13 protein-coding genes are annotated in these 12,643 nt (G+C 68.0%); 4 read left to right on the plus strand and 9 right to left on the minus strand.

Annotated elements, in window-relative coordinates:
- Positions 1 to 16: 16 nt before the first annotated feature.
- The 6 genes from F0357_RS11100 to glpD form a co-directional block, all read right to left on the minus strand.
- Positions 17 to 421: a DUF2160 domain-containing protein gene (locus tag F0357_RS11100; protein WP_153481170.1), complete on the minus strand. Its 405-nt coding sequence runs from the start codon at positions 419 to 421 to the stop codon at positions 17 to 19.
- Entirely contained in the window at positions 421 to 1,197 is a 777-nt protein-coding gene (locus tag F0357_RS11105) for a carbohydrate ABC transporter permease (RefSeq protein ID WP_246161643.1), read from the minus strand. The genes F0357_RS11100 and F0357_RS11105 overlap by 1 nt, the downstream gene beginning before the upstream one ends.
- A 74-nt stretch (positions 1,198 to 1,271) precedes the next feature.
- Entirely contained in the window at positions 1,272 to 2,141 is an 870-nt protein-coding gene (locus F0357_RS11110; protein ID WP_153481175.1) for a carbohydrate ABC transporter permease, read from the minus strand.
- Positions 2,141 to 3,235 (minus strand): ABC transporter ATP-binding protein, encoded by a 1,095-nt coding sequence (locus F0357_RS11115; protein ID WP_153481178.1) that lies wholly within the window; start codon positions 3,233 to 3,235, stop codon positions 2,141 to 2,143. Before F0357_RS11115 ends, F0357_RS11110 begins: the two co-directional genes overlap by 1 nt.
- 12 nt (positions 3,236 to 3,247) lie before the next feature.
- Positions 3,248 to 4,342: an ABC transporter ATP-binding protein gene (locus tag F0357_RS11120; RefSeq protein WP_153481181.1), complete on the minus strand. Its 1,095-nt coding sequence runs from the start codon at positions 4,340 to 4,342 to the stop codon at positions 3,248 to 3,250.
- A gap of 20 nt (positions 4,343 to 4,362) precedes the next feature.
- Positions 4,363 to 5,892 carry a glycerol-3-phosphate dehydrogenase gene (gene glpD / locus F0357_RS11125; RefSeq protein ID WP_312861702.1) on the minus strand — a complete coding sequence of 510 codons (1,530 nt, stop codon included), beginning with the start codon at positions 5,890 to 5,892 and terminating at the stop codon, positions 4,363 to 4,365.
- A gap of 322 nt (positions 5,893 to 6,214) precedes the next feature.
- On the opposite strand from glpD, the gene F0357_RS11130 reads away from it, so the two are divergent.
- Positions 6,215 to 6,979 carry a DeoR/GlpR family DNA-binding transcription regulator gene (locus F0357_RS11130; protein WP_312861545.1) on the plus strand — a complete coding sequence of 255 codons (765 nt, stop codon included), beginning with the start codon at positions 6,215 to 6,217 and terminating at the stop codon, positions 6,977 to 6,979.
- A 64-nt stretch (positions 6,980 to 7,043) separates the two neighbouring features.
- On the opposite strand, the gene F0357_RS11135 is transcribed toward F0357_RS11130, so the two are convergent.
- Positions 7,044 to 7,919, minus strand: a complete 876-nt coding sequence (locus F0357_RS11135) for an SDR family oxidoreductase (protein WP_153481187.1) — start codon at positions 7,917 to 7,919, stop codon at positions 7,044 to 7,046.
- A 270-nt stretch (positions 7,920 to 8,189) separates the two neighbouring features.
- Between F0357_RS11135 and F0357_RS11140 the strand changes: the two genes are divergently transcribed.
- On the plus strand, positions 8,190 to 8,567 hold the full coding sequence (locus F0357_RS11140; RefSeq protein ID WP_312861703.1) for a winged helix-turn-helix transcriptional regulator: 378 nt from the start codon (positions 8,190 to 8,192) through the stop codon (positions 8,565 to 8,567).
- Between the two features lie 34 nt (positions 8,568 to 8,601).
- Here F0357_RS11140 and F0357_RS11145 read toward each other — a convergent pair whose 3' ends face one another.
- Positions 8,602 to 8,763: a hypothetical protein gene (locus tag F0357_RS11145; RefSeq protein WP_153481191.1), complete on the minus strand. Its 162-nt coding sequence runs from the start codon at positions 8,761 to 8,763 to the stop codon at positions 8,602 to 8,604.
- A 252-nt stretch (positions 8,764 to 9,015) separates the two neighbouring features.
- Here F0357_RS11145 and F0357_RS11150 point away from each other — a divergent pair, with 252 nt between their 5' ends.
- Together F0357_RS11150 and F0357_RS11155 are read left to right on the plus strand one after the other, a co-directional pair.
- On the plus strand, positions 9,016 to 10,455 hold the full coding sequence (locus F0357_RS11150; protein WP_153481195.1) for a YcjX family GTP-binding protein: 1,440 nt from the start codon (positions 9,016 to 9,018) through the stop codon (positions 10,453 to 10,455).
- Positions 10,452 to 11,480, plus strand: a complete 1,029-nt coding sequence (locus F0357_RS11155) for a YcjF family protein (RefSeq protein WP_153481199.1) — start codon at positions 10,452 to 10,454, stop codon at positions 11,478 to 11,480. Before F0357_RS11150 ends, F0357_RS11155 begins: the two co-directional genes overlap by 4 nt.
- A 280-nt stretch (positions 11,481 to 11,760) precedes the next feature.
- Here F0357_RS11155 and F0357_RS11160 read toward each other — a convergent pair whose 3' ends face one another.
- Positions 11,761 to 12,255: a ferritin gene (locus tag F0357_RS11160; protein ID WP_312861546.1), complete on the minus strand. Its 495-nt coding sequence runs from the start codon at positions 12,253 to 12,255 to the stop codon at positions 11,761 to 11,763.
- Between the last annotated feature and the right edge of the window lie 388 nt (positions 12,256 to 12,643).

Consider the following 12,643-nt stretch of genomic DNA (forward strand, 5'->3'; position numbering starts at 1 on the left):
GGGCCGTCGCACCCCGTCACACCCAGCGGAAAACCGCCACGGCGTAGACGAGGCAGAGAATCAGCGCCCCCCAAAGCGGTGCGCCGAACAGAGCGAGCCAGCCGATGCAGAGAAAGGCTGAGCCCAGAAGCGAGATGAAGAGGCGGTCGCCGCGCGTCGTCTCGATGCGCAGCACGCCGACGCGGGGAATCTCCGGAAACCGGATCGCGAGAACGGTGAAGATGATGAGGAGCGAGGCGATCGCGTAGAAGAACAGCGCGATCGGCAGCGTCCAGGCCATCCAGCCGCCGGGGATCATCGGGCCGAACCAGTCGGTCGCGCCGTCCTTGGTGGGCACCGCGGCGATGAGCGCGCCGAGCGCGGCGAGGAGAACGAGGCCGACGACGACGTAGACGATCGGCCAACGACGGGTGGACGACATCACACCCTCCCCAGGGCGAAGCCCTTGGCGATGTAGTTGCGGACGAACCAGATCACGAGCGCGCCCGGGATGATGGTGAGGACGCCGGCGGCGGCGAGCACGCCCCAGTCCATGCCGCTCGCCGAGACCGTGCGGGTCATGGTGGCGGCGATCGGCTTGGCGTTGACCGCGGTCAGCGTGCGGCTCAGGAGCAGCTCGACCCAGGAGAACATGAAGCAGAAGAACGCCGCGACGCCGATGCCGCTCGCGATCAGCGGCATGAAGATCTTCACGAAGAACCGCGCGAAGCTGTAGCCGTCGATATAGGCGGTCTCGTCGATCTCCTTCGGCACGCCGCGCATGAAGCCTTCGAGAATCCACACCGCGAGCGGGACGTTGAAGAGACAGTGGGCGAGGGCCACCGCGATCGGCGTGTCGAATAGCCCGATCGACGAATAGAGCTGGAAGAAGGGCAGGGCGAACACCGCCGGCGGTGCCATCCGGTTGGTCAGCAGCCAGAAGAACAGGTGCTTGTCGCCCATGAAGGTGTAGCGGCTGAAGGCGTAGGCCGCCGGCAGCGCCACTGTGATCGAGATCACCGTGTTCATCACCACGTAGGTGATCGAGTTGACGTAGCCCATGTACCAGGCCGGATCGGTCAAGATCGTGTGGTAATTGGCGAAGGTCAGGTCGCGCGGCCACAGCGTGAAGGTCGAGGTGATCTCCTGGTTGGTCTTCAGGCTCATGGTGACGAGCCAATAGATCGGCAACAGCAGGAACAGGAGATAGAGCACCATCACCACGGCGGAGCCGTTGATGCGGACCCCCGCGCGGGTGCGGGCGGCGGGGGCGGAGAGGGTCAATTCGGCCATCAGCGCGCCTCCCGGTCGAAGCTGGTCATGACGGTGTAGAACACCCAGGAAATCAGGAGGATCACGAGGAAGTACATGATCGAGAAGGCGGCGGCCGGGCCGAGATCGAACTGGCCGACGGCCATCTTCACGAGGTCGATCGAGAGGAACGTCGTGGCGTTGCCGGGGCCGCCGCCGGTGACGACGAAGGGCTCGGTGTAGATCATGAAGCTGTCCATGAAGCGCAGCAGCACGGCGATGAGGAGCACGCCCTTCATCTTCGGCAGCTCGATGTAGCGGAAGACCTTCCACCGGCTCGCCTGGTCGATCTTGGCGGCCTGGTAATAAGCCTGCGGGATCGATTGCAGGCCGGCATAGCAGAGCAGCGCGATGAGGCTCGTCCAGTGCCAGACGTCCATGACGACGATGGTGGCCCACGCGTCCACCGGATCGTTGGTGTAGTTGTAGTCGATGCCGATCGCCTCGAGGGTGTTGCCGAGGAGGCCGATATCGACGCGGCCGAAGATCTGCCAGATGGTGCCGACGACGTTGAACGGGATCAGCAGCGGCAGCGCCATCAGGACCAAGCAGACCGAGGTCCACACGCCCTTCTTCGGCATGTTGAGGGCGATGAAGATGCCGAGCGGCACCTCGATCGCGAGGATGATCGCCGAGAACATCAACTGGCGCCACAGGGCGCCCCACAGCCGGTCCGAGTGGATCATGTCGTCGAACCAGCCGAGACCCGCCCAGAAGAACGCGTTGTTGCCGAACGTGTCGTTGACCGAATAATTGACCACCGTCATGAGCGGGATGACGGCGGAGAAGGCGACGAGGACGAGCACCGGCAGGACGAGCAGCCAGGCCTTGTGGTTGACGGTCTTTTCCATCAGGCGGCCTTTCCCTGAAGTTCGCCCTCGGGGCTGACGCGCCAATCGTCCGCGTAGACGAGAGTGTGGGCGGGATCGAAGGCGAAGCGGTTCGCGTCGGCGGGGAGGCCCTCGCCCTCGGGCAGGATGGCGTTGAGCTCGCGGCCGAAGAATTCGGCGCGGGCGATACGGTGGCGGCCGACGTCCTGGACGCGGGTGATGCGCACCGGCAGGCCTTCCGTGGCGCTGAGGCGGACGAATTCCGGCCGGACGCCGATCTGAACCCGGCCCGTCGGCGCGCCGTAGGCGCCGCCGAGCGGCACGGCGACGCCTTCGACGAGGGCGACGCTCCCCTCGACCCGCGCCTCGATCAGGTTCATGCCCGGCGAGCCGATGAAATAGCCGACGAAGGTGTGGCCGGGGCGCTCGAACAGCTCCTCCGGCGTGCCCATCTGCACGACGCGGCCGCCGTGCATCACGACGACCTTGTCGGCGAAGGTCAGCGCCTCGGTCTGGTCGTGGGTCACGTAGATCATCGTGTGCCCGAACTCGCGGTGCACGGATTTGAGCTGCGCGCGCAGCTCCATCTTCATGTGCGGGTCGATGACGGTCAGCGGTTCGTCGAAGAGGATCGCATTGACGTCCTCGCGCACCATGCCGCGGCCGAGGCTGATCTTCTGCTTGGCGTCGGCGGTGAGGCCGCGGGCCTTGCGACCGAGCTCGCTCTCCATGCCGATCATGCGGGCGATGGTCTGTACTCGGTCGGCGATGTAGGCGGCGTCGCGGCCGCGGTTGCGCAAGGGGAAGGCGAGATTGTCGCGCACGCTCATGGTGTCGTAGACGACCGGGAACTGGAACACCTGGGCGATGTTGCGTTCCGCGGTCGGTGCCATCGTCACGTCGCGGTCGCCGAACAGCACCCGCCCCTGGCTCGGCGTGACGAGGCCGGAGATGATGTTGAGAAGGGTGGTCTTGCCGCAGCCGGAGGCGCCGAGCAGCGCATAGGCGCCGCCGTCGTCCCAGACGTGGTCCATCTCCTTGAGGGCGTAGTCCTCGTCCGAGGTCGGATGGGCGAGGTAGGAGTGGGCGAGTTTCGAGAGGGTGATACGGGCCATGGTGCGCTCCTCTCAGGCCGCGGCCGCGTAAGCCGCGGAGGCGACGAGGCCGCCGTCTTCGGCGAACACGTAGACGTGGGCCGGATCGAGCCAGACGGACAGGTCGCTCCCCGGCGCCCGGTCGTGGACGCCCGAGACGAGGCCGATCCAGCGGTCCGTGCCGTGGTCGAGGTGGAGGAAGGTCTCCGAGCCGGTGATTTCGGTGACCGAGACGCGGGTGCGGAATTCGAGCGCGCCGCCGATGCCGGCGGGGCGCGCGAGCTCGAGGTGGTTCGAGCGGAACCCGGCGAGATAGCGCCCGTCGCGCAGCCCGGCGAACGCGCCGGCGGCCTCGACGCTCTGCCCGTCGCCGAACATGATGCGACCGCCGGTGCGGGAAACCCGGACGAAATTCATCGGCGGGTCGCTGAACACGCGGGCGGTCAACGCGTCCTTCGGCTTGCGGTAGACCTCGGCGGTCGGCCCGAACTGGGTGACCCGGCCTTCCCACAGCGTCGCGGTGTTGCCGCCGAGGAGCAGCGCCTCCTCGGGCTCTGTCGTCGCATAGACGAAGATCGAGCCGGATTCGGCGAAGATGTTGGGGATTTCGGCGCGCAATTCCTCGCGCAGCTTGTAATCGAGGTTGGCGAGCGGCTCGTCGAGCAGGACGAGCCCGGCTTCCTTGACGAGGGCGCGGGCCAGCGCACAGCGCTGCTGCTGGCCGCCGGAGAGCTCGAGCGGCTTGCGGGCGAGCAGCGGCGTCAGCTTCAGGAGATCGGCCGCCTTGCGCACATCGCGGTCGATCTCGGCCGCGCTCTTGCGCAACAGGCGCAGCGGCGAGGCGATGTTCTCGTACACGCTCATCGACGGGTAGTTGATGAATTGCTGGTAGACCATCGCGACCTTGCGGTCCTGCACCCGCTGGCCGGTCACGTCCTCGCCGTTCCAGCGCAGGCGGCCCGCGCTCGGCACCTCGAGACCCGCCATCAGCCGCATCAGGGTGGTCTTGCCCGACAAGGTCGGCCCCAGGAGCACGTTCATCGTCCCGCGCTCCAGCGTCAGATGCGTCGGATGAATGTGCGCCCGGCCGGCGACGGTCTTCGTCACCCCGTCCAATTCCAGCGCCATGTCTTCCTCCCCGCCGCCGATTATTCGGCGGCTGCCTTCTTTCTTTCGGCCGCCATGAATGCATCGATGGCGACAACGTCTTCTGGCGCGAGGCGCAGCCCGAGCTTCGAGCGGCGCCACACCACGTCGGCGGCCTCCCGGGCATATTCGCGATCCATCAGCCACTTGAGCTCGGCTTCTGTCAGGGTCGCGCCGAAATCGTGCCCGAGATCGGCCTTGTCGCGCGCCGATCCGAGGATCGTACGCGCTTCGGTGCCGTAGGCGCGAATGAGGCGCCCGGCCCAATAGGAATCGAGGAATGGATAATCGCGCCGCAAGCCCGCGATGAGCGCGGCGACCCCGTCGTGGGGAAAGTCGCCGCCCGGCAGCGGCACCCGTGCGGTCCAGGGTCCGCGATCGTTGCCGAGGACGGGAGCGAGCTTCTCCATGGCGTGCTCGGCGAGGCGGCGGAAGGTGGTGATCTTGCCGCCGAACACGTTGAGCATCGGTGCCCCGGTGGTATCGAGGCTCAGTACATAATCGCGGGTCGCCGCGGTCGCCGACTTGGCGCCGTCGTTGTAGAGCGGGCGCACCCCCGAATAGGTCCACACCACGTCGGCGGCGGTGACCGGCCGTTCGAAATAGTCGCTCGCGAAGGCGCAGAGATAATCGCGCTCCTCGTCGGTGCAGCGGGCCTCCGCCGGCGCCCCCTTGTGGTCCTTGTCGGTGGTGCCGATCAGGGTGAAGTCCTGCTCGTAGGGGATCGCGAAGATGATCCGCCCGTCGGCGCCCTGGAAGAAATAGCAGCGGTCGTGATCGTAGAGCCGGCGCGTCACGATGTGGCTGCCGCGCACCAGCCGCACGCCTTCGGAGGAATTGATCCGCGCGACGTTGCGGATCACGTCCTCGACCCACGGGCCGCCGGCATTGACGAGGGCGCGGGCCTGGTAGGCCGTCCGCCCGTCTTCACCCTCGGTGACGATCGACCACAGACCGTCCTCGCGGCTCGCCGAGACGACGCGGGTGCGGGTCAGGATGCGGGCGCCGCGGGCCTCGGCATCGCGGGCATTGAGCACCACGAGGCGGGAATCCTCGACCCAGCAATCGGAATATTCGTAGGCGTGGCGGAAGCTCTTCTTGAGCGGCTTGCCGGCCGGATCGCGGGCAAGATCGAGGGTGCGGGTCGCCGGCAGGATCTTGCGGCCGCCGAGGGTGTCGTAGAGGAACAGGCCGAGGCGGATCAGCCAGGCCGGCCGGCGGCCCTTCATCCACGGCATCACGGTCGACAGGAGCCGCGAGGTCGGCGTGTCGCTGTCGAAATGCATGCCGGCATGCCACGGCAGCACGAAGCGCATCGGCCAGGAGATGTGCGGCATGGCGACGAGCAACGTCTCGCGCTCCTCGAGCGCCTCGCGCACCAGACGGAACTCGAAATATTCGAGATAACGCAGGCCACCGTGAAAGAGCTTGGTCGAGGAGGACGAGGTCGCCTGGGCGAGATCGCCCTGCTCGGCGAGGACGACCGACAGGCCGCGGCCGGAGGCATCGCGCGCGATGCCGCAACCGTTGATGCCTCCCCCACGATGAAGATGTCGACCACGGACACCGTCGAAGCCCTTCCCGGACGCTCTTGTCGTTGTAGCCAACGTGCGACGAAAGCGCGGGGCGGTCAATGCGGATTTTCGCTTTCGCGCCTTTTTGAAATTAAACGAACATATTGCACTGCAAAAAGAGCGCGCGGTTTGTCGGGGACGCTTCGCACCTGCACGCTGAAATCCACCGCGGCGCAGCATGGAATTTGGGATGACAAGGGCGCCGTACCGGTGCCAACATCCGCGTCCCTATCCGAAGCGCGCAAATTCGCGTCATAAGCGAATGTAAAGGAAGACTGCGGTGGCCCTGAGTTTCCGCCAGACCGAAATCCTCGAAATCGCACGGGCCGAAGGGCGGGTGGTCGTCGAAGACCTCGCCCGCCGATTCGACGTGACGCTGCAGACGATCCGCCGGGATCTGACCGAACTCGCCGACGCCGGGCTGCTCGACCGCGTCCACGGCGGCGCCATTTTGCGCGCCGGTGTCGCCAATATCGGCTACGAGCAGCGCCGGCGCATGAACGAGGCCGCCAAGGTCGCGATCGCCCGGGCGTGCGCCGCGGCGATCCCCGAGAATTCCTCGCTCATCATGAATCTCGGCACCACGACGGAGGCGGTCGCCCACGAGCTCCTCGCCCATCGCAACATCACCGTCATCACCAACAACATGAACGTGGCGAACACGCTCGTCGCCAATCCGTCGTGCGATGTGATGCTCGCAGGCGGCGCGCTGCGGCGCAGCGACGGCGGCCTCGTCGGCGAGTTGACGACGCAGTTTTTCGAGCAGTTCAAGGTGGATATCGCGGTGATCGGCGTCTCGGCGCTCGATCAGGACGGCGATCTGCTCGATTTCGACCTCGCCGAGGTCCGGGTCTCGAAGGCGATCCTGCGTCAGGCCCGGCGGGTCTTTCTCGTCGCCGACCATTCGAAGCTCGGCCGCTCGGCCCCGGCGCGGCTCGCCTCGCTGTCCGAGATCAACCGCATGTTCACCGACGCGCCGCTGCCGCCGGAATTGGCGCGGCGCTGCGCGGAATGGGGCACCGAGGTGACCGTCGCGGCCGCGTAAGGCCGCGACGGTGTAGATCCTCCGGCCCGACGCGCGTGGTCGGGCCGGCCGTATGTCGGAGCGATCAGCCCTTCAGCGCGGCGGCGAGCACGGTCGCGAGCGGCGTCGTCGGGCGGCCGATCAGCCGGCTCAGGGTGTGGCTGTCGTCATAGAGACCGCCCTTCGAAGCGCCCGTGTCGGAATCGGCGAGCAGCGCGGCGAAGCCCTCCGGCAGCCCGAACTTCACGAGCAGCGCCTGATATTCGGCCGCAGGCAGGTTGTTGAAGGCGACCGGCTTTCCGGCGAGCTTCGAGAGCTCCGCCGCCCAATCGGCGAGGGTGAAGGCGGTGTCGCCGGCGAGTTCGTAGACCTGACCGGCATGCTCGTCGCCGCCGGCGAGAACGGCGGCGGCCGCCGCCGCATAATCGGCACGGGACGCCGCCGCGATGCGGCCGTCGCCCGAGGCGCCGAACACCACGCCGTGCTCCAGCGCCGGGCCGATGTTGCCGTTGTAGTTCTCGGTGTACCAGCCGTTGCGCAGCAGGGCGAAGGAGAGCCCGGACGCCTTCAGGAGCGCTTCGGTCGCGAGGTGCTCGACGCGCAGCCCGAGCTGCGAGGTGTCGGCGTGAAGGAGGCTCGTATAGGCGACGAAGCCGACGCCGGCGGCCTTCGCCGCCTCGATGACGTTGCGGTGCTGCGGCTCGCGCTGGCCGATCGCGCTCGAGGAGATGAGGAGCAGACGGCCGATGCCGGCGAACGCCGCGATGAGCGTCTCGGGCTTGTCGTAGTCGGCGACGCGGGTCTCGACGCCGAGCGCGGCGAGATCGGCGACGGCCTCCTTGGAGCGGGCGGTGGCGACGATCCGATCGGCGGGCACGCTCTTCACGAGGGCCTGGACGGTGAGGCGGCCGAGGTGGCCGTTCGCGCCCGTGACGAGGATGCGCGGGGAGGGGGTCGACATGGGGATATCCTTGCTGGTCTAAAATCGGGGTCAGGTCTAAGATCGTGTAAAGGTCTTCGATCTGATGCAGGTCTAGAATAGAGACCGCTAGGTGCCTTGATAAGGAGGCAGTTTTTCGTGACTAGGTTATCGGGAGGGAACCTCCCCCGACGCGGCCGGGCCGACCGGACCGAGTTCGAAACTCTGGTGCTGCCCGCACAGTCCATCGCGTGTGCCGACGAACGTGCCGCCGAACCCGCGTCGGACGAGGGCGCGGAGGATGCGGGTGCCGTGCTCTCGTCGCAGTTCGGCTTCTGGCAGGCCCAGGGCTTCGATGCGTCCCGCTGCCCAGTCCGCGACGTGCTCGATCATCTGGCCGGAAAATGGGTGCTGCTGATCGTGATGGCGCTGGCCGAAGCGCCGAAGCGCTTCAGCGAGCTGCACCGGGCGATCCCCGACGTCTCGAAGCGCATGCTGACCCAGTCCCTGCGCGATCTGGAGCGCGACGGTCTCGTGGACCGCACCGTCTACCCGACCAAGCCGCCGAGCGTCGAATATGCGCTGACCGAGCTCGGACGCTCGCTGTTGGCGCCGATCGGCGGGGTCATCGCCTGGGCCGAGCAGCGTCATCCGGACATTCGCGACGCGCGCCGCCGGTTCGACGGCTGACGGCGTCCGGCACGATTGCAGAAAAGGGGAAAGGTCAGAGGGTCCCGAACGCGTAAGCGATGAGGCCGGCGATCGGCTCGGCGGCGCCGATGATCGCGACGATGGTCGCGGCCGCGAGAAGGCTCGCGATCAGCGCGAGCTCGGTGGCGGCCGAATTCGGAACCGGGGCTTCCAGACGATTGACGCGGGCCTGCATGACCCTCTCCTCATGATCGCTCATGGCGGCCCTACGCTGCCGTCGAACTCCGGGCGCCTCTGAAGCACCCGCGAACGCCATCATGCGCCAAGCCGCTTGCCGCGAAGTTAAGGCGGCAACCGGTCATCCGGTTCCCGTGCCCATGGTTAGCGAACGGCAAACGGCGTCGGTGCAATCCAATCCTTTGCACTGCGGCATGCGACGCCTACATGTCGACGGCGCGGGCGCTGACGCCCGAACGGAGCCAACGCCTTGCGCCTGTCGAGCCTGACCGGGGACGCCGCGGAGATCGTCTCCACCCTGATCGAGCGCAGCGGGCTCGGCACACCCTCTCTCCGCCTCGGCGTGACGGGGCTGTCCCGGGCGGGCAAGACGGTGTTCATCTCCGCCCTCGTCCACACGCTGCTTCACGGCGGCCGGCTGCCTCTGTTCGAGCCGGCGTCGTCGGGGCGTCTCGCCGGCGCCCGCCTCGATCCCCAGCCGGACGACGCGGTGCCCCGCTTCGACTACGAGCGACACATCGCGGCCCTCGTCGACGAGCGGGTGTGGCCGGACTCGACCCGCATGGTCGCCGAACTCCGCATCACCCTCGATTATGAATCGGCGACCTTCCTCGGCCGCACCCTGGGGCGCGGCCGGCTCCACCTCGACATCGTCGATTATCCCGGCGAGTGGCTGCTCGACCTCGCGCTCCTCGACAAGGATTACGCCACCTGGTCGACCGAGACAGTCGCCCGCATGCGCGCCCGCCCGCCGCTCGCCGAAAGCCAGGCCTTCCTCGCCGCGATCGAAGCGCTCGCGCCCGAGGCGGTAGAGGACGAGGCGGAGGCCCGGCGTCTCGCCGGCCTCTTCACCGCCCACCTGAAGGCGCGCCGCGCCGATCCGGAGGCGCTCGCCTCCGATCCGCCGGGCCGCTTCCTGATGCCGGGCGACCTCGAGGGTTCGCCGGCGCTCACCTTCGCGCCGCTCGTGCCGACAGAGGGCGAGCGCGGCTCGCTCGCGGCCATGATGGCGCGGCGCTACGAGGCCTACCGCAATCACGTGGTCCGCCCGTTCTTCCGCGAGCACTTCGCCCGGCTCGACCGCCAGATCGTCCTCGTCGACGCGCTCGCCGCCCTCGACCACGGCGCGGCGGCGACGCGGGAGCTCGAACGGGTGCTCGCCGACGTGCTCGCCGCCTTCCGCCCCGGCCGGCTCTCCTGGCTCGGCGGCCTCGTCGACCGGCGCATCGACCGCATCCTGTTCGCCGCCACCAAGGCCGACCATCTCAATCACCGCGACCACGACCGTCTCGAGGCGATCCTGTCCCGCCTCGTCGCCGCCGCGATCGAGCGCGCCGCCTTCTCGGGGGCCGCCGTCGACGTGCTCGCCATCGCCGCCGTGCGCGCCACCCGCGAGGCGACGGTGCGGCGCGGCAGCGAGCGTCTGCCGGCCATTCTGGGGACGCCGATCGCCGGCGAGACGGTCGGCGGCGAGACCTATGACGGCGCGACCGAGATCGCCTTCTTCCCCGGCGACCTGCCGACCGATCCCGCCGCGGTGTTCGGCCGACGCGAGGGCGACGGCGCGCTGCGCTTCCTGCGCTTCCGCCCGCCGCAACTCGAACGCTCCGCCGACGGCCTTCGTCTCGTGCTGCCGCACATCCGCCTCGACCGGGCGCTGCAATTCCTCATCGGAGACCGTTTGGCATGATCGGTGAGGACACCCCGCCGCGCCGCCCGGCCGCCTTCCGGCTCGACGAGGCCGTGATGGTCGAGGCCGGCGCCACGGAGCGCATCGACCCCTCCCGCCCGGCGATCGAGCCGGAGCCGGACGACGACGACCGGCCGCCGGTCGTGCCGGCGAAGCGGCGCGGCGCGCCCTGGGCGGGCCTCTTCTTCACCGGGCTCGGGGGCCTCGCCTCGCTCGGGATCGGCCTGTCGATCGATCGGCTGATCGAGGATCTGTTCGCCCGCGCCGACTGGCTCGGCTGGCTTGCCGCCGTGCTCGCCGCCGCGGCCGCCGTCGGGGCGCTCGCGATCGTCGTGCGCGAGGCGGTGGCGATCCTGCGGCTCAAGCGCATCGAGGACCTGCGCACCCGGGCCGAGACCGCCGCGGCGGCCGACGACCGTGCGGCGGCGGAGACGGTCGTGGCCGACCTCGTGCGGCTGATGCGCGAACGCCCGGAAACGGCTCATGGCCGGGCCGCGCTTGCCGGCCACCTCGCCGAAATCATCGACGGCCGCGACCTCGTCGGCCTCGCCGAGCGGGAGCTTCTGGAGCCGCTCGACCGCCAGGCCCGGGCCCTCGTCACCGACGCCGCGAAGCGCGTCTCGGTGGTGACGGCCCTGTCGCCGCGGGCGATCGTCGATCTCCTCTTCGTCCTCGCCTCGTCGATGGCGCTGATCCGCCGGCTCGCCCGGCTCTATGGCGGCCGGCCCGGCTTCCTCGGCTTCGTCACCCTCGCCCGCCACGTCGTGGGCCACCTCGCGGTGACGGGCGGCATGGCGGCGGGGGACTCGATCCTGCATGAGCTCGTCGGCAAGGGCATCGCGACGCGCATCTCGGCGAAGCTCGGCGAGGGCGTCGTCAACGGCCTGATGACGGCTCGGGTCGGGCTTGCCGCCATCGACGTATGCCGTCCGCTGCCGTTCGTCGCCACGAAGCGGCTGCGCGTCTCCGACGTCGTCACCGACATCGGCACCTTCGCGCCCGGTGTGCGGAACGGGGAGGGGTGAGCCTCATCGTTCGATGAACCTTGAGCCGCCGTCATGCGTCGAGACCGGCCGTGTTTCACCGTCCTCTCCCCTCCTTCTCCCCGCTGGGGAGAAGGTGCCCCGAAGGGGCGGATGAGGGGAAAATCTATTCATTTTAATGCGTTATGGGTTGGCAAAAGCCCCCTCATCCGGGCCTGCCGGCCCACCTTCTCCCCGCGGGCGGGGAGAAGGGAGCGGTGCCTGCGGATCGAAATGGGGCCGCTCGGAACATTATGGAGGAGGAGTGGCCGCCGCGCCGGCCTCAGCTCTTGTGCGCCTGACGGCCGAGCTCTTCGTCGATGAAGTAGAGCCGCCCCGGCGCGTCGGCGAGGAGGCCGACCTTGTCGATGATGGTGCGGAACAGGGCCTCCTCCTCGCGCTGCTCGGCGACGAACCATTGCAGGAATTGGAAGGCGTCGTGGTCGTTCTCGGCGCGGGCGAGGTCGACGGCGGCGTTGACGACCGCGGTCACCTTCGCCTCGTGGGCGGCGATCTCACGCAGGAGGCCGGTCACGTCGTTCGCCGCAAAGCTCGGCGCCGGGATCGCCGCGAAGGTGATCTTGAGGTCGCGGTCGTGGAGATATTCGAAGGTCCGGTGCATGTGGCCGAGTTCCTCCGTGGCATGGCGGAGCAGGAAGGCCTTCGTCCCATCGAGATGATGCTCGCCCGCCCAGGCCGCGGCCTGGAGATAGATCTGATGGGACTGCAGATCGATGTTGAGCAGCCGGTTGAGCGCTTCGACGAGCTTGTCGGTCACGGGTGTCGTCTCCGGTTCGGGGCAGAATTAGGGTTCGCACGCTGTCCGGACGGTGGGCCGGTCGAGCGCACGGGACATTGGGTTCCAGTCAAGGTCGCGCGTCGATGAAAGCGAACCTTCACGGAGCCGAGGTGCATTCCTTGCGTCGCTCACGGTTGTTGCGAGAGGCGGCACGGGAGAGGAGATAGCTATTTGAGATATGCTTCGCAATAACGCTTCGTCAGAGGGTCGAATATTTATATATATTCGAATTATATTTATTATTGTTCGAGTGAAATCGATCACCGGCGATTGCTATCCTGGGTCGTGATTCCGCTTCGGCTCACGCATCGCCCTGCGACTCTTCCACAAAAGAGGCGTCGAGTGTTGCCGCGGCGCTCTTTCCTTA

It is taken from the genome of Segnochrobactrum spirostomi, assembly GCF_009600605.1.
GTDB lineage: Bacteria > Pseudomonadota > Alphaproteobacteria > Rhizobiales > Segnochrobactraceae > Segnochrobactrum > Segnochrobactrum spirostomi.

Excerpts from the sequence above, each read along its gene's own strand:
- F0357_RS11115 (WP_153481178.1), bottom strand. The coding sequence starts at position 3,235 with ATGGCCCGTATCACCCTCTCGAAACTCGCCCACTCCTACCTCGCCCAT.
- F0357_RS11155 (WP_153481199.1), top strand. The coding sequence starts at position 10,452 with ATGATCGGTGAGGACACCCCGCCGCGCCGCCCGGCCGCCTTCCGGCTC.
- F0357_RS11110 (WP_153481175.1), bottom strand. The coding sequence starts at position 2,141 with ATGGAAAAGACCGTCAACCACAAGGCCTGGCTGCTCGTCCTGCCGGTG.
- F0357_RS11135 (WP_153481187.1), bottom strand. The coding sequence starts at position 7,919 with ATGTCGACCCCCTCCCCGCGCATCCTCGTCACGGGCGCGAACGGCCAC.
- F0357_RS11100 (WP_153481170.1), bottom strand. The coding sequence starts at position 421 with ATGTCGTCCACCCGTCGTTGGCCGATCGTCTACGTCGTCGTCGGCCTC.
- F0357_RS11145 (WP_153481191.1), bottom strand. The coding sequence starts at position 8,763 with ATGCAGGCCCGCGTCAATCGTCTGGAAGCCCCGGTTCCGAATTCGGCC.
- F0357_RS11105 (WP_246161643.1), bottom strand. The coding sequence starts at position 1,197 with ATGGTGCTCTATCTCCTGTTCCTGCTGTTGCCGATCTATTGGCTCGTC.
- F0357_RS11120 (WP_153481181.1), bottom strand. The coding sequence starts at position 4,342 with ATGGCGCTGGAATTGGACGGGGTGACGAAGACCGTCGCCGGCCGGGCG.